Origin of the sequence: Enterobacter sp. 302C9 (genome assembly GCF_034106085.1) — a bacterium.
GTDB classification, from domain to species: Bacteria; Pseudomonadota; Gammaproteobacteria; order Enterobacterales; family Enterobacteriaceae; genus Enterobacter; species Enterobacter asburiae_B.
In genome coordinates this window covers 193519-210442 of record NZ_JAWNBW010000006.1, presented here as the reverse complement: position 1 = coordinate 210442, position 16924 = coordinate 193519, and the positions used below count along the sequence as shown (strand labels likewise).

18 protein-coding genes are annotated in these 16924 nt (G+C 58.0%); 12 read left to right on the top strand and 6 right to left on the bottom strand.

The window, feature by feature from the left end; translation table 11 throughout:
* The first annotated feature begins 13 nt into the window (after positions 1 to 13).
* From urtB to zinT, 5 genes are read left to right on the top strand one after another with little or no spacing between them, the layout of a single operon-like run.
* The gene (gene urtB / locus UR289_RS14135; protein WP_320710567.1) at positions 14 to 1588 is read left to right on the top strand and encodes an urea ABC transporter permease subunit UrtB; all 1575 of its coding nucleotides are present in this window, start codon (positions 14 to 16) and stop codon (positions 1586 to 1588) included.
* Positions 1588 to 2661, top strand: coding sequence for an urea ABC transporter permease subunit UrtC (gene urtC, locus UR289_RS14130; protein WP_320710565.1), 1074 nt, complete (start codon positions 1588 to 1590; stop codon positions 2659 to 2661). Before urtB ends, urtC begins: the two co-directional genes overlap by 1 nt.
* The gene (gene urtD, locus UR289_RS14125; protein WP_023311769.1) at positions 2661 to 3458 is read left to right on the top strand and encodes an urea ABC transporter ATP-binding protein UrtD; all 798 of its coding nucleotides are present in this window, start codon (positions 2661 to 2663) and stop codon (positions 3456 to 3458) included. Before urtC ends, urtD begins: the two co-directional genes overlap by 1 nt.
* A 9-nt stretch (positions 3459 to 3467) precedes the next feature.
* Positions 3468 to 4166 (top strand): urea ABC transporter ATP-binding subunit UrtE, encoded by a 699-nt coding sequence (urtE, locus tag UR289_RS14120; protein ID WP_320710600.1) that lies wholly within the window; start codon positions 3468 to 3470, stop codon positions 4164 to 4166.
* 52 nt (positions 4167 to 4218) lie between these two features.
* Positions 4219 to 4860 (top strand): metal-binding protein ZinT, encoded by a 642-nt coding sequence (gene zinT / locus UR289_RS14115; RefSeq protein WP_045888408.1) that lies wholly within the window; start codon positions 4219 to 4221, stop codon positions 4858 to 4860.
* A gap of 46 nt (positions 4861 to 4906) precedes the next feature.
* Here zinT and ydeE read toward each other — a convergent pair whose 3' ends face one another.
* Positions 4907 to 6100, bottom strand: a complete 1194-nt coding sequence (ydeE, locus tag UR289_RS14110; RefSeq protein WP_221702352.1) for an efflux MFS transporter YdeE — start codon at positions 6098 to 6100, stop codon at positions 4907 to 4909.
* Positions 6101 to 6294: 194 nt separating this feature from the next.
* On the opposite strand from ydeE, the gene eamA reads away from it, so the two are divergent.
* Positions 6295 to 7200 carry an O-acetylserine/cysteine exporter gene (gene eamA, locus UR289_RS14105; RefSeq protein ID WP_033145532.1) on the top strand — a complete coding sequence of 302 codons (906 nt, stop codon included), beginning with the start codon at positions 6295 to 6297 and terminating at the stop codon, positions 7198 to 7200.
* A gap of 32 nt (positions 7201 to 7232) precedes the next feature.
* Here eamA and marB read toward each other — a convergent pair whose 3' ends face one another.
* The 3 genes from marB to marR are packed head-to-tail and all read right to left on the bottom strand — an operon-like array spanning position 7233 to position 8319.
* Positions 7233 to 7451 (bottom strand): multiple antibiotic resistance protein MarB, encoded by a 219-nt coding sequence (marB, locus tag UR289_RS14100; RefSeq protein WP_029741246.1) that lies wholly within the window; start codon positions 7449 to 7451, stop codon positions 7233 to 7235.
* Positions 7452 to 7483: 32 nt separating this feature from the next.
* Positions 7484 to 7864 (bottom strand): MDR efflux pump AcrAB transcriptional activator MarA, encoded by a 381-nt coding sequence (gene marA, locus UR289_RS14095; RefSeq protein WP_008502237.1) that lies wholly within the window; start codon positions 7862 to 7864, stop codon positions 7484 to 7486.
* 20 nt (positions 7865 to 7884) lie between these two features.
* Entirely contained in the window at positions 7885 to 8319 is a 435-nt protein-coding gene (gene marR, locus UR289_RS14090; RefSeq protein ID WP_008502236.1) for a multiple antibiotic resistance transcriptional regulator MarR, read from the bottom strand.
* Between the two features lie 255 nt (positions 8320 to 8574).
* Between marR and UR289_RS14085 the strand changes: the two genes are divergently transcribed.
* Positions 8575 to 9240 (top strand): MarC family NAAT transporter, encoded by a 666-nt coding sequence (locus tag UR289_RS14085; RefSeq protein WP_087822575.1) that lies wholly within the window; start codon positions 8575 to 8577, stop codon positions 9238 to 9240.
* 85 nt (positions 9241 to 9325) lie between these two features.
* On the opposite strand, the gene UR289_RS14080 is transcribed toward UR289_RS14085, so the two are convergent.
* Positions 9326 to 10522, bottom strand: a complete 1197-nt coding sequence (locus UR289_RS14080) for a sugar transporter (RefSeq protein WP_320710560.1) — start codon at positions 10520 to 10522, stop codon at positions 9326 to 9328.
* Positions 10523 to 10699: 177 nt separating this feature from the next.
* Here UR289_RS14080 and UR289_RS14075 point away from each other — a divergent pair, with 177 nt between their 5' ends.
* From UR289_RS14075 to UR289_RS14065, 3 genes are all read left to right on the top strand, one after another.
* Positions 10700 to 11488 carry a PhzF family phenazine biosynthesis protein gene (locus UR289_RS14075; RefSeq protein ID WP_167819202.1) on the top strand — a complete coding sequence of 263 codons (789 nt, stop codon included), beginning with the start codon at positions 10700 to 10702 and terminating at the stop codon, positions 11486 to 11488.
* Between the two features lie 27 nt (positions 11489 to 11515).
* Positions 11516 to 12307: a PhzF family phenazine biosynthesis protein gene (locus UR289_RS14070; protein ID WP_048974737.1), complete on the top strand. Its 792-nt coding sequence runs from the start codon at positions 11516 to 11518 to the stop codon at positions 12305 to 12307.
* Between the two features lie 84 nt (positions 12308 to 12391).
* A complete protein-coding gene (locus tag UR289_RS14065; protein ID WP_039262482.1) occupies positions 12392 to 12874 on the top strand; it encodes a GNAT family N-acetyltransferase in 483 nt (160 codons plus the stop codon).
* Here UR289_RS14065 and ptrR read toward each other — a convergent pair.
* Positions 12828 to 13706, bottom strand: coding sequence for a putrescine utilization regulator PtrR (gene ptrR / locus UR289_RS14060; protein ID WP_033145537.1), 879 nt, complete (start codon positions 13704 to 13706; stop codon positions 12828 to 12830). The genes UR289_RS14065 and ptrR overlap by 47 nt on opposite strands.
* A gap of 98 nt (positions 13707 to 13804) precedes the next feature.
* Between ptrR and sad the strand changes: the two genes are divergently transcribed.
* Both sad and UR289_RS14050 read left to right on the top strand, forming a co-directional pair.
* Positions 13805 to 15193 carry a succinate-semialdehyde dehydrogenase gene (gene sad / locus UR289_RS14055; protein ID WP_320710555.1) on the top strand — a complete coding sequence of 463 codons (1389 nt, stop codon included), beginning with the start codon at positions 13805 to 13807 and terminating at the stop codon, positions 15191 to 15193.
* A 122-nt stretch (positions 15194 to 15315) separates the two neighbouring features.
* The gene (locus UR289_RS14050) at positions 15316 to 16905 is read left to right on the top strand and encodes a methyl-accepting chemotaxis protein (RefSeq protein ID WP_058840597.1); all 1590 of its coding nucleotides are present in this window, start codon (positions 15316 to 15318) and stop codon (positions 16903 to 16905) included.
* The last annotated feature ends 19 nt before the right edge of the window (positions 16906 to 16924 follow it).

Genomic DNA, 16924 nt, shown 5'->3' with positions numbered 1-16924 from the left:
AGGGAGAAACGTCATGAACGCCATGCGCATGTTCATCGCTCTTGTATGGCTTTCCGGACTGCTGCCAGGGATGGCGCAGGCATCGGATGCCGATCGTTTTGTTGCCGCCAGCCGCAGCCAGCAGGCAGAGTTGCTGACGCAGTGGGCCGCCGCGCCGGACGCCTCGAGGCTGCCGCTGCTGCAGGCACTGCAAAAAGAAAACCTCTATACCGACAGTCAAAAGCACGCCTTTGCGCAGCGCAACGGTCAAATGGTGTCGCTCGGTGACGCTAAGTCGACCGAAGGGGCAGCCAAAGCCGTTCGTCTGACCAACCGGCTGCGGGTTCTGGCCGCCACGGCCATCGCTACGCATCAGCTGGTGAGTGACAGTGTCACAGAAAGGCGGGCGGCGGCTCGTCAGCTTCAGCGGGATGCCCAGCCCGGAATGCTCGCTTTTCTGGAAAAGCGGGTAAACGATGAAACGGACGCGGTGGCACGTCAGGCGCTTTTACTGGCGGTGGCGAATCTCCAGCTAGCCAGCCCGCAGGCAGAGGTGCGCCGCAAGGCCGTCGAGTTATTAGGGCAGTCAGACGATCCGGACGTGGAGTCCAGGCTTACCCCGTTTACCCAGGCACAGACAGAGCCGGATGCCGGGGTGCGCGCCGCCGCGCAGGAGAGCCTGAGCCAGATCCAGCATCGACTGATGTGGGGCGATCTGTTGGGCCAGGCGTTTATGGGGCTCTCTCTGGGGTCGGTGCTGCTGCTGGCGGCGCTGGGGCTTGCCATCACCTACGGCCTGCTGGGCGTCATCAATATGGCGCACGGTGAGATGCTGATGCTGGGGGCGTATGCCACCTGGATGGTGCAGCAGGCGATGGCCGGGCTTGCGCCACAGTGGCTGGCGCTCTATCCCGTTATCGCGCTTCCGGTCGCGTTCTGCCTGACGGCGGGCATCGGGATGGTGCTGGAGCGCACCGTGATCCGCCATCTGTACGGTCGTCCGCTGGAAACGCTGCTGGCAACGTGGGGGATCAGCCTGATGCTCATCCAGCTGGTGCGCATGACCTTTGGCGCCCAGAACCTGGAGGTGGCCAACCCGGCATGGCTGTCCGGCGGAGTGCAGGTTTTTGCCAACCTGACGCTGCCGTGGAACCGCATTGTGGTGCTGGGCTTCGTGCTGCTGGTGCTGTTCTTTACCTGGCTCATTCTGAATAAAACCCGTCTGGGGCTCAACGTGCGTGCGGTGACGCAGAACCGCAGCATGGCCGCCTGCTGCGGGGTACCGACAGGCCGCGTCGATATGCTGGCGTTTGGGCTTGGCTCAGGAATTGCGGGGTTAGGCGGCGTGGCGCTATCGCAGCTCGGTAACGTCGGGCCGGAGCTGGGCCAGGGCTACATTATTGATTCCTTCCTCGTGGTCGTGCTCGGTGGCGTAGGCCAGCTGGCAGGCAGCGTGGCCGCGGCGTTTAGTCTGGGTATTTTCAATAAAATTCTTGAACCGCAGATGGGGGCGGTGCTGGGCAAGATCGTGATTCTGGTGGCGATCGTGCTGTTTATTCAAAAACGCCCTCAGGGGCTGTTTGCGCTGAAAGGGAGGGTGATTGACTGATGAGCCAGCCGCTGACCTTAACGCTGGCGCGCAAAGCGCCGCGCACAACGCAACTTGCAGGTAGCCTGATGGTGGTGTGTCTGCTGATATTACCGTTTTTCGCCTTACTGCCTGCGACGCATCCGCTGGCGCTGTCGACCTGGATGCTGACGTTGATTGGCAAGATCCTCTGCTATGCCATCGTTGCGGTGGCGCTGGATCTGGTGTGGGGCTACGCCGGGATGCTCTCTCTTGGGCACGGCATCTTCTTCGCCCTGGGCGGCTACGCCATGGGCATGTACCTGATGCGCCAGGCCGCGGGTGACGGTCTTCCCGCGTTTATGTCGTTTCTCTCCTGGAGCGAGCTGCCCTGGTTCTGGTGGGGAACCCAACATTTTGCCTGGGCGCTGGTCTTGATTGTGCTGGTGCCGGGCCTGCTGGCGCTGGTGTTCGGCTGGTTCGCCTTCCGCTCAAAAATCAAAGGGGTCTACTTCTCGATTATGACCCAGGCGCTGACCTATGCCGGGATGCTGCTGTTCTTTCGCAACGAAACCGGTTTTGGCGGCAATAACGGCTTTACCGGCTTCACCACGCTGCTCGGGTTTTCGGTAACGGAAACGACCACCCGTATCGCGCTGTTTCTGGCGACCGTGCTGTTGCTGCTCCTGGCGTTAGGCACCGGATTTGCGCTGGCGAAGAGCAAGTTTGGCCGCATCCTGACCGCCGTTCGCGACGCCGAAAACCGCCTGACGTTTTGCGGCTACGATCCGCGCGGGTTCAAGCTGCTGGTATGGACGCTCTCCGCCGTGCTGTGCGGCCTGGCGGGGGCGCTGTACGTCCCGCAGGTGGGCATTATCAACCCCGGTGAAATGTCACCGACCAACTCAATAGAAGCGGCAATCTGGGTGGCGCTGGGCGGGCGCGGCACGCTGGTCGGGCCGGTGATTGGCGCGGCGCTGGTGAACGGCGCCAAGAGCTTCTTCACCGTCGCGATGCCGGAATACTGGCAGCTGTTCCTGGGGCTGATTTTCATCGCCGTCACGCTGTTTTTACCGCGCGGCGTCTACGGTCTGTTTCGAAAGGGAGATAAATAATGCAGCCAGCCGAAGGGTTATTTACCCGCCAGTTGCCGGGCGATCGTTACCGTGAACAGACCGACCCGGTGCTGCAGCTTGAGGCCATTAACGTCAATTTTGATGGTTTTCAGGCCCTGACCGATCTGTCGCTGAATATCGGCGTGGGCGAGCTGCGCTGCGTGATTGGCCCTAACGGCGCCGGTAAAACCACGCTGATGGACGTTATCACAGGTAAAACTCGGCCAAAGAGCGGCAGGGCGATTTACGATCAGTCTATCGACCTGACCGCGCTGGAGCCTGCGGCCATTGCCCGCCAGGGGATCGGGCGTAAATTCCAGAAGCCCACGGTTTTTGAAGCGCTGACGGTGTGGGAAAACCTTGAGATCGCCATGAAAACCGATAAATCCGTCTGGGCGAGCCTGCGGGCAAAACTCAACGGTGAACAGCGCGACCGCATCGATGAGATGCTGGTTTTGCTGCGCCTTAGCAGCGAGCGCGACCGCCGCGCCGGGCTGCTTTCGCACGGGCAAAAACAGTTTCTGGAGATCGGTATGCTGCTGGTTCAGGACCCGCACCTGCTGCTGCTGGATGAACCGGCCGCCGGGATGACCGACGCGGAAACCGAATACACCGCCGAGCTGTTCAAAACGCTGGCGGGTAAGCACTCCCTGATGGTGGTGGAGCATGATATGGGCTTTGTTGAGACTATCGCCGACCACGTCACGGTGTTGCATCAGGGCCGCGTGCTGGCGGAAGGTTCGCTTCGCGAGGTGCAGGCTAACGAGCAGGTGATTGAGGTCTATCTGGGGCGCTAAGGAGCGATGATGTTACAGGTTAACGAACTGAATCAGTATTACGGCGGCAGCCATATCCTGCGCGGCGTGAGTTTTGAGGCCGTCACCGGAGAAGTCACCTGCCTGCTGGGGCGCAACGGCGTCGGGAAAACCACGCTGCTGAAGTGTCTGATGGGGCTGATCCCGGCGAAAACCGGGGAGGTCATCTGGCAGGGTAAAAAGATCACCCACAGCAGGCCGCACCAGCGGGTGCACTCTGGCGTGGCGTACGTCCCGCAGGGCCGCGAGATTTTCCCGCGCCTGACCGTGGAAGAGAATCTTCTGCTCGGGCTGTCGCGTTTTTCCGCCCGCGAGGCGAAGCAGGTTCCGGATGAGATCTGGCAGCTGTTTCCGGTGCTTAAAGAGATGAAGCACCGCCGCGGGGGCGATCTCTCCGGTGGACAGCAGCAGCAGCTGGCGATTGGTCGCGCGCTGGCGAGCCGTCCGCAGCTGTTGATTCTGGACGAGCCGACCGAAGGCATACAGCCATCGGTGATTAAAGAGATTGGACAGGTGATCCGCACCCTGGCGAACCGAGGCGACATGGCGATCCTGCTGGTCGAACAGTTTTACGACTTTGCCGCCGAGCTGGCCGACAGCTATCTGCTGATGTCGCGCGGCGCCATTATCCAGCGCGGCCGGGGTGAAAACATGGAGCAGGAGGGCGTTCGCGGATTGGTTGCGATTTAAAATGTTATAATATAACATCCGCATTCTTATAAAACGGAATGAGGGTGTTATGTTGGCTGCACATTTTGGGAAATTTGCCATGACTCTGGGGGCGCTGCTGGTCAGCGGCCAGCTGTTTGCTCACTCGCACGGCCATCAAATGACCGAAGCGGAACAGAGGGCGGCGAACGGCGTGTTTGAGGATAAGGACGTGAAGGACAGAGCGCTGTCTGACTGGGACGGAACCTGGCAGTCGGTCTATCCGTTCCTGCTGGACGGTTCGCTGGATCCGGTGTTTAAACAGAAAGCGCAGAAAGACAAAAGCAAAACCTTTGACGAGGTGAAAGCGTACTACCGCAAGGGCTATGCGACGGACGTGGATGCTATCGGCATCGAAAACAACGTGATGGAATTTCATAAGGGCAAAGCGGTCAGCCGCTGTCAGTATGATTACAGCGGCTACAAAATACTGACCTACGCATCGGGAAAAAAAGGCGTTCGCTACCTGTTTGAGTGTAAGGATGCCGGCAGCAAGGCACCAAAGTTTGTTCAGTTCAGCGACCACACCATCGCCCCGAAGGCCTCTTCGCACTTCCATATTTTCATGGGCAACACCTCCCACGAGGCGCTGCTGAAAGAGATGGATAACTGGCCGACCTATTATCCGAATGAGATGTACAAAGAACAGGTGGTAGAGGAAATGCTGCACCACTGATGCTTTATTGCCGGGTGGCGGCTACGCCTCACCCGGCCTGGAAGCGCTACGCCACGTTGGGCGTTTCACACCACGCCTTCACGCTCATCCCACGCAAAATCATCAGCCACGCAATAACGATGGCGACCATCATGATGACAAATAGCGACCAGTGCGGCAGGTTGGTCAGGATAATACCGGTGATCATCGGGTTTGCCGCCGCGCCGAGCCAGCCCAGCGCCTGCGCAGAGAAATAGCTTGCCTTCATCCCCGGCGGGGCAATGTTGTCGATCAGCATGTATTCACCCGGTGCATAGATAATCTCACCCAGGGTAAAGATGGCGGCAGCGATGCCCCAGTAAACCAGGTTTTCCCCGGAGAGCATAAAGCCACCCAGTCCCACGATAAAAAACAGGGTGGCGAGGGTCATCAGCGGGCGAATATTGCTGGCAGAGATCTTGCGGCCCAGCGCATATTGCAACGTCACCACCACGGCGGCGTTGACGGGCAATACCACGGCGACCACCTTTTCGGCGAAATTACTGTCTGCATGCGCGGCCAGAACGTATTGCGAAATGCAGGTCGCGAACGATCCGCCGACGTATGACGCCAGCAGGCCGGAGAGCGTATACCAGAACAGCGCGCGGTCTTTCAGCAGTACCGACGGCTGCCAGGGCATTTTCTCCTCGGCGGCATCCAGCGCAACGCTTTTCTGCACGAAGAAATGGATGAATCCGAGCGGCAGCGCGGCGCAGAAGGCTGCCAGCCAGAACGGTAGCTGCAGGCTGTACATCACCAGCAGGGTGCCAATCGGCGGCCCGATCGTCCAGCCAATGTTCAGAAAGCTGTAGTTAAGCGAGAAGACGCGCGCTTTCTGGCTTGCGGTGAGCACGTCGGAGAACCAGGCCTTCAGCACCGTCGAAAAGACGGAATAGGCGCAGTTGATCAGCGCAAAGAACAGCACCACCAGCGTGACGTTATCGACCAGCGGGATCGCGACAAACCCCGCGATAAAGGCCACGATCGCAATCAGCATGTAGCGCTTTTTATCAAACTTATCGGCCAGAATGCCAAATCCCAGGCTGAACACCACGCCGATAGTCAGCGCAATCGTCAGTGCATAACCAATATTCTCGACGCTCATGCTGTAGACGCGCGTGAGATAAATGGTCATGAACGGCAGCGTTGCTCCCCGACCGATGGTTAATAACAATGACGACGCCAGCAGCGCTGCGGTTGAGCGCCTGAGAGATGGTTTCATATTCCTGCCCGACAGTTGCTTATGCTTTTTTTAGACGTGTGTTAACAGGATTACCATGACATAAGGGGCTTGTATAGCACCTAATTTATCCGTAAGTGCTTCGCCTGACTGCCATAATTAATGATCTTCTCGCCGCGCGCTTTTTTCTGTTACCTTGAACTGTTAACAAATAATTAATAATTCAGGGGCAGGGTATGACGCGTAAAGACGGACTGCTGGCGTTGCTGGTGGTCGTAGTATGGGGGCTCAATTTTGTGGTCATCAAGCTGGGGTTGCACAACATGCCGCCGCTGATGCTGGCCGGTTTACGTTTTTTGCTGGTCGCGTTCCCGGCGCTCTTTTTCGTCGCCCGTCCGAAGATCCCGTTAAAGCTGCTGCTGGGCTATGGCCTGACCATCAGCTTTGGCCAGTTCGCGTTTCTCTTCTGCGCCATCAAGTTCGGGATGCCGGCCGGTCTGGCCTCGCTGGTGCTGCAGGCGCAGGCGTTCTTTACCATCATTCTCGGCGCCTTCGTGTTTGGCGAACGTTTACAGGGAAAACAGCTGGCGGGCATTACGCTGGCGGTGTTTGGCGTGCTGGTGCTTATTGAAGCCAGCCTGAACGGCCAGGATGTGGCGCTGCTCGGCTTTATGCTGACGCTGGCGGCAGGGCTGAGCTGGGCCTGCGGGAATATTTTCAACAAGCTGATTATGCAGCACGAGGCCCGCCCGGCGGTGATGTCCCTGGTTGTCTGGAGCGCGCTGATCCCGATAATCCCGTTTCTGGCGGCGTCGTTTATTCTGGATGGTCCGGATGTAATGCTGAACAGTCTGGTCGAAATCGATCTGACCACAATCCTTTCTCTTGTCTATCTGGCCTTTGTCGCCACCATTGTGGGCTACGGGATTTGGGGATCGCTGCTGGGGCGTTATGAAACCTGGCGCGTGGCGCCGTTATCCCTGCTGGTGCCGGTAGTGGGGCTTGCCAGTGCGGCACTCTTGCTGGATGAAACGCTGAGCGCGCTGCAGCTGTTTGGCGCCGTGCTGATCATGGCCGGGCTGTACATTAACGTGTTTGGTCTGCGGGTTCGTCGGGCGACGCGGGTAAGCGAAAAGGCATAAAAAAAGCCCCGCGTCTGCGGGGCAAAAACGAATCAGAGGCCGTGCTGATTATAATAAGGCACGCCTAATTCGTCGGATTTGTCGCTACCAGCACCCATATGGTTAAAGTCATAAGGCGACTGGTCATGTGCTGACGGCAAAATCATCGTATCAGGATTATTTTGCTGCGTTGCACGAGGGGTTTGCTCCGCGAAGGTCTGGCTGGAGAACAGCACCAGCAAGGCGAGGGCGGCGGAGGCGGTAACTTTCATGATTTCCTCGGTTACGTCTTTACAGGCGATGATTAACTACAGTGTTTTAACGGATACAGGTATCGGGATTCGCCCGGCACGCTGGTGATTCGGTACTTATGAGGCGGCACGTCAAAATAGTTCTTGAACGTACGCGTCAGGGTTTGTTGCGATTCAAATCCGTAACGCTCCGCCAGATAAAGGATCGGCTCATTGCTTTCTTTCAGTTTCTGGGCAATTTCCGTCAGCTTGCGGCTGCGAATGTATTGGCCTAATGAATGACCGGTCTCTTTTTTGAACATCCGTTGCAGGTGCCATTTGGAGTAACCTGAACGCTCTGACACTTTTTCAAGGGAGAGCGGCGATTCCAGGTTATCTTCGATCCAGTCCAAAATGCTATGAATGGTGATAGCGTCAGTATTGCGTCTGGACATCGTCATACCTCTTTTTCTGTTTACGGCAGTATTTTTTTGAGCAGAAGCTCAAGGGTTGCCACTTCATCTGCCGTTAAGTTTTTTGTTAGTTCCTGATGCAGTGTTTGTCCTACTAATTGATGACATTGCTCGCACATGGCCGCGCCATCGCTGGTCAGCTTTACCAGTACGCCGCGTTTGTCATTCGGGTTAGGGCTTCGTTCTATCCATCCTTTGCAGACGAGACGATCCAGCATGCGGGTTAACGCGCCCAGATCGACAGAGAGCACCTTTTTAAGCTCAACCGGTGTAATACACACTTCGCAGCGAATGGAACACAGCACTTTGAACTGTGTTGCGGTGATATCCAGCGGTGACAGATAGTCGTTGAGCAGGCGATCTTTTTTCTGATTTACCATATGAATAAGACGACCCAGCGGAACAACGTCGTTAAAGATATCACTGGTGCTTTTCACAATGGTTGCCCTGGCAAGTAGTTAGTCACGGCAGATATTATTGCTCAGGCAAGTATAAGTCAACTGAATGAGTCAGCCGATGCCACGAATTGCTAAAACGTTTCATGAACTTTTTTTGAGGTCTTTCAAATCATATAGATAACTGTCAGTTATCTTTCCAGGACGGAAATAATCGTTGCGTTGCGCCCATGGCTCAATGTCACACTTTCACCCTATAATTGCTGTGTTAAATATGGATAAGGACGACAACGCACTATGTTGGATTTAATAAAAGCAATCAGCCTTGGGCTGGTGGTCTTGCTGCCGTTGGCTAACCCGTTAACGACGGTGGCGCTGTTCCTCGGTCTGGCAGGGAATATGAACAGCGCCGAGCGTAACCATCAGTCGATGATGGCCTCGGTGTATGTGTTTGCCATCATGATGGTGGCTTACTATGCCGGACAGGTGGTGATGAACACCTTCGGGATTTCCATCCCCGGCCTGCGTATCGCCGGGGGGCTGATTGTGGCCTTTATCGGTTTCCGCATGCTGTTCCCGGCGCAAAAAGCGCATGAGTCGCCGGAAGCGGCCAGCAAATCGGAAGAGCTGGAAAACGAGCCGAGTGCGAATATCGCCTTTGTGCCGATTGCCATGCCGAGCACGGCGGGGCCGGGTACGATCGCGATGATCATCAGCTCCGCATCAACGGTGCGTGACAGCGCAACCTTCCCGGACTGGGTGCTGACGGTTGCGCCACCGCTGATTTTTGCGATTATCGGGGTTATCGTGTGGGCGTCGCTGCGCAGTTCTGGGGCCATTATGCGCTGGGTAGGCAAGGGCGGTATCGAGGCGATTTCCCGTCTGATGGGCTTCTTACTGGTCTGTATGGGCGTGCAGTTTATTATTAACGGCGTGCTGGAAATTATTAAGACCTATCACTGATGCAATTGCCGGGTGGCGCTTCGCTTGCACGGGCCTGCGGGTTTTGTAGGCCGGGTAAGGCGAAGCCGCCACCCGGCAAGAAGACTCACCCGTGCTGACCCTGTTCCTCCAGCGCCACCGGCCATTTACGGAAGATGAGCACTGACCAGACCAGCGCCACCAGGGCCGGAATGGCGCCCAGATAGCCAATCGCCGACATCGATACGTGCAGTATTACCTGATTTCCCACCAGCGCGCCCGCGCCAATCCCCAGATTGAAAATCCCTGAGAAAAGCGACATGGCGACGTCCGTTGCATCCGGCGCCAGGGCCAGGACCTTCGCCTGCATGCCCAGACCAATAATCATGATCGCCACGCCCCAGAACAGGCTGAGGATCGCCAGATGGCTTTCACTGCCTGCGGCAGGCATCAGCAGCAGCAGGCAGGCCAGCAGCAGACCGATAGCGCAGCTCACCAGCGTTGACGCATGCCGGTTACCCAGCTTACCGAACAGCACGCTGCCAATAATGCCCGCTCCGCCGAGGATCAACAGCAGGATGGTGGCAAAGTTGGCGCTAAAGCCCGCCACCACCTGCACAAAGGGTTCAATGTAGCTGTACGCCGTGTAATGGGCCGTCACCACAATGACGGTAAGCAGGTAGATACCCAGCAGCGCCGGGCGACGCATCAGCAGCGGCAGGCTTTTCAGCGAGCCGGAATGCTCGCTCGGCAGCGCGGGCAGCAGCTTAATCAGGCATACCAGTGTAACCAGCGCGCCCATACCAATGGCGAAGAACGTCGTACGCCAGCCGAAGTATTGCCCTACGATGCGGCCAATCGGCAGACCCAGCACCATCGCCAGTGCGGTACCGGTGGCAATCAGGCTCAGCGCCTGGGCGCGTTTACCCGCTGGCGCGAGTCGAATAGCCAGCGACGCGGTGATCGACCAGAACACCGCATGGGCAAAGGCAATGCCGATGCGGCTGATGACCAGCACCGTAAAATTCCACGCCATAAACGACAGAACATGGCTGGCGATGAACAGCACAAACAGGCCGATCAGCAGCCTGCGCCGCTCCATCTGGCTGGTCAAAAGCATAAACGGCAAGGACATCAGCGCCACAACCCAGGCGTAGATGGTCAACATAATGCCCACCTGCGCCGTTTCCATCTGGAAACTTTCAGCGATGTCAGACAACAGCCCAACCGGAACAAATTCTGTGGTGTTAAAAATAAACGCGGCAATGGCCAGCGTGACCACGCGTAGCCACGCAACCCTGCGGGAAACTGTGTTCGTTGTCATAGGGATGTCGGAGATTCGTTGCTGAAAAGAAGAGGAGACGATCTTAAAACGTCGAACGGCGAAAACTCAACCATTATGTGACGCAGATCTCAATATTTACCTTATGAAAGCGGTAGCCGGGAACGCCGTTTTCATTGAATATAAAAGAACAACACAATAAAAACAGGCGGTAAGACAATGCAGGAGATTGATTTTTATCTGGTAGATGCGTTCAGCGATACCTCATTTGGCGGCAATCCGGCCGCCGTTTGCCCGCTCAAGGAATGGTTACCCGATGAGACCTTGCTGAAAATGGCGCAGCAGCATAATCAGTCGGAGACGGCTTTTTTCGTCTGCAGTAAAGGGGGCATTGAGCTACGCTGGTTTACCACGCTCACCGAAGTCAATCTCTGCGGCCACGCTACGCTGGCGGCCGCGCACGTGCTGTTTACCGGGCTGGATTACCCGGATTCGCGGATCCACTTTGATACCGCCTCTGGCCGCCTGACGGTCAGCCGGGAGGGGGAGTGGATGACGCTGGATTTCCCGGCATGTCCAACCCATGAAGAGACACCCCCGCCGGAGATGCTCTCGGCGCTGGGTATCAGCCGCTACGTTGAAGCCCGTAAAGGGCGCGCATGGCTGATCGTTCTGGAAAATCGCCAGCAGGTTGAAGCGCTTGCGCCGCGCTTCTCGGTGATGACGCCGGGCGAGCATAAGGTGAGCGTTACGGCGCGCGGTGAGGGGAAATATGATTTTGTCAGCCGCTTTTTCTCACCGGGCGTTTCCGTCCCGGAAGACCCGGTCACCGGCTCCGCACACACCATGCTGATCCCATACTGGAGCGAAAAGCTGGGCAAAACCACGATGTTTGCCCGTCAGGTTTCAGCGCGCGGCGGCGATGTACGCTGTGAGCTGAAAGGTTCGCGCGTGCTGATGAGCGGGCAGGCCACGCTTTATCTGAAAGGCACAGTTTTTCTGCGCTAAAAACCCATAACAAGAGAGGAAGAGACAATGCAGGAAATTGATTTTTATCTGGTGGATGCCTTCAGCGATAAAACCTTTGGCGGCAACGCCGCAGCGGTATGTCCTCTGGAAGAATGGCTGCCGGACGAAACGCTGCTCAAAATGGCGCAACAGCATAACCAGTCTGAGACCGCCTTTTTCGTGCGCACCGACGGCGGGTTTGAGCTGCGCTGGTTCACCACGCTGGATGAAATTAACCTGTGCGGTCACGCCACGCTTGCCGCATCGCACGTCATTTTCGAATACCTTGATTATCCGCATACCGAAATCACCTTCACCACGCGCTTCGTGGGCGAGCTGACCGTCAAGCGCAGCGGCGACTGGCTGACGCTGAACTTCCCCGCGTGGTCGACGGAAATCGTCGAAAACCCACCTGAGCTGCTGTTTAGCGCGCTGGGCATCACGGCGGCAAAAGAGGTGCGCGTCGGACGCGATTTCATGGTGGTGCTGGAGAGCCAGCAGCAGGTTGAAGCGTTAACGCCGGATATTGGGGCCATGCTTCCGCTGGATAAAATGGTCTGCGTGACGGCGCCGGGAGAAGAATATGACTTCGTCAGCCGCTTCTTCTGCCCTGGCGAAGGGGTGCCGGAAGATCCCGTCACCGGATCCGCCCACAGCATGCTGATCCCTTACTGGAGCGAAAAGCTGGGCAAAACGTCACTCAATGCCCGCCAGGTGTCATACCGTGGCGGGGATCTGCGCTGCGAGCTGAAGGGCGACCGCGTGCTGATTGGCGGCCAGGCTACGCTGTATCTGAAAGGGCGAATCTTCCTGCGCTAGCTGAGTGACGCGCTATAAGTTAATACTATGAACCACCCCGGCAGGCCTGAGCTATGTTGATATAAAAACAGCAAGGAGCCTGCCATGTATTCCATTACCTCTGAATCTGCACGTCATCCGGACATTCTCGCGCTGATCGCGGCGCTTGACCGCTACCAGAGCGAACTCTATCCCGCCGAAAGCAATCATCTGCTCGACCTGTCCGCGCTGCCGGAAGCCTCGCTGATCCTGATGGTCATTCGTGACCAGCAGCTGCACGCCGTAGGCTGCGGAGCCATCGTGCTCAACGGCGACGGAACGGGGGAGATGAAGCGGGTCTATATCGATCCGGCCCATCGCGGGCAGCATCTCGGCGAGACGCTGCTGGCCGCCCTGGAAGATGAGGCCCTGAGCCGCCATTGCCACACGGTAAGGCTGGAGACGGGCATCAAACAGCGCGCTGCGGTTCGTCTGTACGAGCAGTGCGGGTACGATTTGCGTCCGGCGTTTGCCCCGTACGCTGACGATCCGCTCAGCCTGTTTATGGAGAAGGCGCTGGTTGAAGACGTTCGTTTAGCAGCGCTATAAAAGCTTCCAGCTGGCGGGTCATCGCTCCGCGCCGCCACACCAGCCAGGTTGTAAGCCAGCGCCAGTTTTCCGCCAGCGGCCAGGCTTCAACCTGATGATGTCCCGGCATACTCTCCAGCATCGAGCGCGGCATCAGCGCGATGCCCGCGCCCGCAATGACGCAGGCGAGCATGCCGTGATAGGACTCCATCTCATGAATGCGGCCGGGGGTGGCTCTGTCCGCATGAAACCAGCTTTCCAGATGTCGACGGTACGAGCAGTTCGCGCGAAAGGCGTAAACGTCGCTGCCGCTGACCTGCGTGGCGCGGGCGACCTCCGCGTGCCCGGCAGGCGTGACCAGCATCATCTCTTCCCGGTAGACCGGCATCCCCTCCAGCTCAGGGTGTGACAGCGGCCCGTCGACAAAGGCGGCGCTGAGGGTTCCCTCCAGCACGCCATCAATCATCGTCCCGGAAGGCCCGGTAGATAGGGCAAATTGGATGCGCGGATAGCGCTGGTTAAACTGCGCCAGCGTTTCGGGAATGCGCACCGCGGCGGTGCTTTCCAGCGCGCCGAGGGCAAATAGCCCCTGCGGCTCATCACCCGCGACGACCATGCGCGCTTCATCCACCAGGGCGAGGATCTGCCTGCTGTAGCGCAGGAAGTTATGTCCGGCGGGAGATAGGCGCAAACGCTGGTTCTCACGAATAAACAGCTCGACGCCAAGATCGGCTTCCAGCTGGCGGATGCGGGTCGTCAGGTTAGACGGCACGCGATGCACCTTCTGCGCCGCCTGGGTGATGCTGCCCGTCAGCGCGACGGCGTTAAACATTTCAAGCTGGGTTAGGTCCATAGCATTCTCGTTTCGTGAATAAGGTGGTTAGTATTATTCATTTTTAAGAAATAGCAGAGTGAGCCACAATGAATCAACCGAAATGCGTGGAGAACATCATGAAATATTCATCTGCTACACATGCCCTGTCCGTTAACCCGGCAACGGGGGAAACTCTCGCTGCTTATCCCTGGGCGACGGCGGAAGAGGTTGAACGCGCGATTTCTCAGTCTGACGCGGGGTATCGCCAGTGGCGACGCGAAAGCGTGTCCCACCGGGCGCAGAAGCTCCGGGAGCTCGGCGCCGCGTTGCGAAACCGCGCGGAAGAGATCGCGCAGACGATCTCCCGTGAAATGGGGAAACCCATCCTGCAGGCGCGGGCGGAAGTGGCAAAATCCGCAGCTCTGTGCGACTGGTATGCCGGGCACGGCCCGGCGATGCTGCGTGCGGAGCCTACGCTGGTGGAAAACCACAGCGCGGTTATTGAATACCGTCCTCTGGGGCCGATTCTCGCGGTGATGCCCTGGAACTTCCCGCTCTGGCAGGTGCTGCGCGGCGCGGTGCCCATTCTGCTGGCAGGTAACAGCTATCTGCTTAAGCATGCGCCAAACGTGCTCGGCTCTGCGGAGCTTATTGCGCAGATCTTTGCGGATGCCGGTTTCCCTGAAGGCGTATTCGGCTGGGTGAACGCCACCAATGACGGCGTAAGCCAGGCGATTAACGATCGCCGTATTGCGGCGGTGACCGTCACCGGCAGCGTGCGTGCCGGTGCGGCCATTGGCGCACAGGCAGGAGCCGCGCTGAAAAAATGCGTTCTTGAGCTGGGCGGCTCCGACCCGTTTATCGTACTTAACGATGCCGACCTGGATCTCGCCGTGAAGGCGGCGGTGGCGGGTCGCTACCAGAATACCGGGCAGGTGTGCGCGGCGGCCAAACGCTTCATTGTGGAAGAGGGGATTGCAGATACCTTTACCCGCCGCTTCGTCGACGCCGTCGCCGCGTTAAAGATGGGCGCGCCGGAAGAAGAAGAGAACTACCTGGGCCCGATGGCGCGTTTTGACCTGCGCGATGAGCTGCATCAGCAGGTGCAGGCCACCCTGGCCGAAGGGGCAACGCTGCTGCTGGGCGGAGAGAAGATCGTCGGAGAGGGCAATTACTACGCGCCAACCGTGCTGGTCAACGTCACCTCGTCGATGACGGCGTTTCGCCAGGAACTGTTTGGTCCGGTCGCGGCCGTGACTGTCGCAAAAGACGCGGAGCACGCCCTGACGCTTGCCAACGACAGCGACTTTGGCCTGTCCGCCACCGTCTTTACCGCTGACGCAGCGCTTGCGGATAAATTCTCCCGCGAACTGGAGTGCGGCGGCGTGTTTATCAACGGCTTTAGCGCCAGCGACGCGCGCGTGGCCTTCGGCGGCGTTAAGAAAAGCGGCTTTGGCCGGGAGCTTTCCCACTTTGGTTTGCACGAGTTCTGCAACGTGCAGACGGTGTGGAAGGATCGGGTGTAATTTATTGCCCGCCTGTGATTACGGCCCTCATCACGAGGGCCGTTGTCATTTATCTGCAATGGTTCTGTCATTTTCATTTCGTAGACTCGCTCGCGTCTAACGCATTGTTAATGAAGATAATTATGAACCTAACGCAAATTTTTCGCCGTATTGCGCAGCGTCTCACCCCTCGTCACTTTGGCCTGCTGACGGGTATCTTTTGCATTATTGGCCTTTTCTCCGCGCTGCAGCTCTCCTCCTCATTTCTGCTTAACGCCTCCCTGAACGACGCCCAGCGCAACGAGCAGCAAAACCTGCTGGCCTGGCAGCAGCAGAGCAAGCTGGATCTGGCCCGCGTTTCCCTGCTGGCGGCAAGCGACCTGCTTAACCGCTCCGGCGTCTGGTTTATGCAGGATAAAGAGACCGGCTCCGACGGGAGCTGGCATAGCCTGATGGACGATGCGCAAAAGGCGCTGGCGGTTTCTCAGCAGGCGTGGAAGGCCTGGCTGGCGCTGAATCCGCCGAAAGACGATGCCCTGGTGAACAGCTATCAGCTTTTTTACGGCGCGATAAACGAGCAGGCTGAAGGTCTGATTAAGACCAACACCATCGACGCGTTTTTTGCCGTACCGGCTCAGGCGTTTCAGTCTGATTTTAACGACAACTATGCGCGCTATCAGCAGGCAAGCGAGAAGCAGGCCATGCAGGGGCGTCAGAGCTTAATGGCGCAGCTCTCCGGCCTGCAAACGTTGTTCCTGTTTGCGCCGGTGCTGCTGCTTGCCATCGCGGTTGTCGTCTGGTTCGGCATGTCCAGATGGGTGATTACGCCGCTGCGTCGGTTGATTGCGCATATTAACCGGCTGGCGGCAGGGGATCTCTCCGGCACGCCGCCGAACGTCATGCGCTTCAACCGGGAGATAGGTCAGCTTAGCGACAGTATTGCGACGATGCAGCACGGTCTGCAGCAGCTGGTGACGCAGGTCAGCCATGCCACCGCGACGATGGTGGAGAACATTGACTCCCTTGCGCAGGGTAACCAGAAGCTGTATCAGCAGTCAGCGCGCCAGGCGAAAGAGCTTGAGGATGTAACGGCGCATATCGCGGCGCTGGAAAGCCATGTGGAAGGGAATACCGGCTATGCCAGGCTCGCCAGCTCGCGGGCCGATGAAGCGCGTCAGGCCGCCGTGGGGGGCGACCGGATGATGTCTACCGTGAATGCGTCCATGCAGGCGATCGTCGACCGATCTTCTGAGATGCGCGGGATCGTGGCGATGATCGACAGCGTGGCGTTTCAGACCAACATCCTGGCGCTGAATGCCGCCATCGAGGCGGCCCATGCCGGAAACCAGGGGCGCGGCTTTGCCGTCGTCGCCCGGGAAGTCGGGCTTCTGGCCAGAAAAAGCAGCCACTCGACGCAGACCATTCAGGAGCTGATCAACCGCTCGCTGCAGGGCATTGAAGACGGTTCCCGCGCCGTTACCCTGATGGAAGAGAATCTGCAGCAGGTCACCGGCCTGGTGGGCAATTTAAGCAGTTTGCTTAATGAGATCTCAACCGCCACGCTCAGCCAGGGAGACAGTATACACCAGATGACGCGCCAGCTTCAGGCGCTGAATCAGGTCTCCCGTCAGACGGACCTGCTGGTCTCAGACGCCTCGGATGCCTCTGAGCGGCTGCAAAAGCAATCCGATCTTTTATTGCAGGCCGTTTCGCGTTTTCGTCTTAGCGCCTGACGCAATACATAAGCCTCTG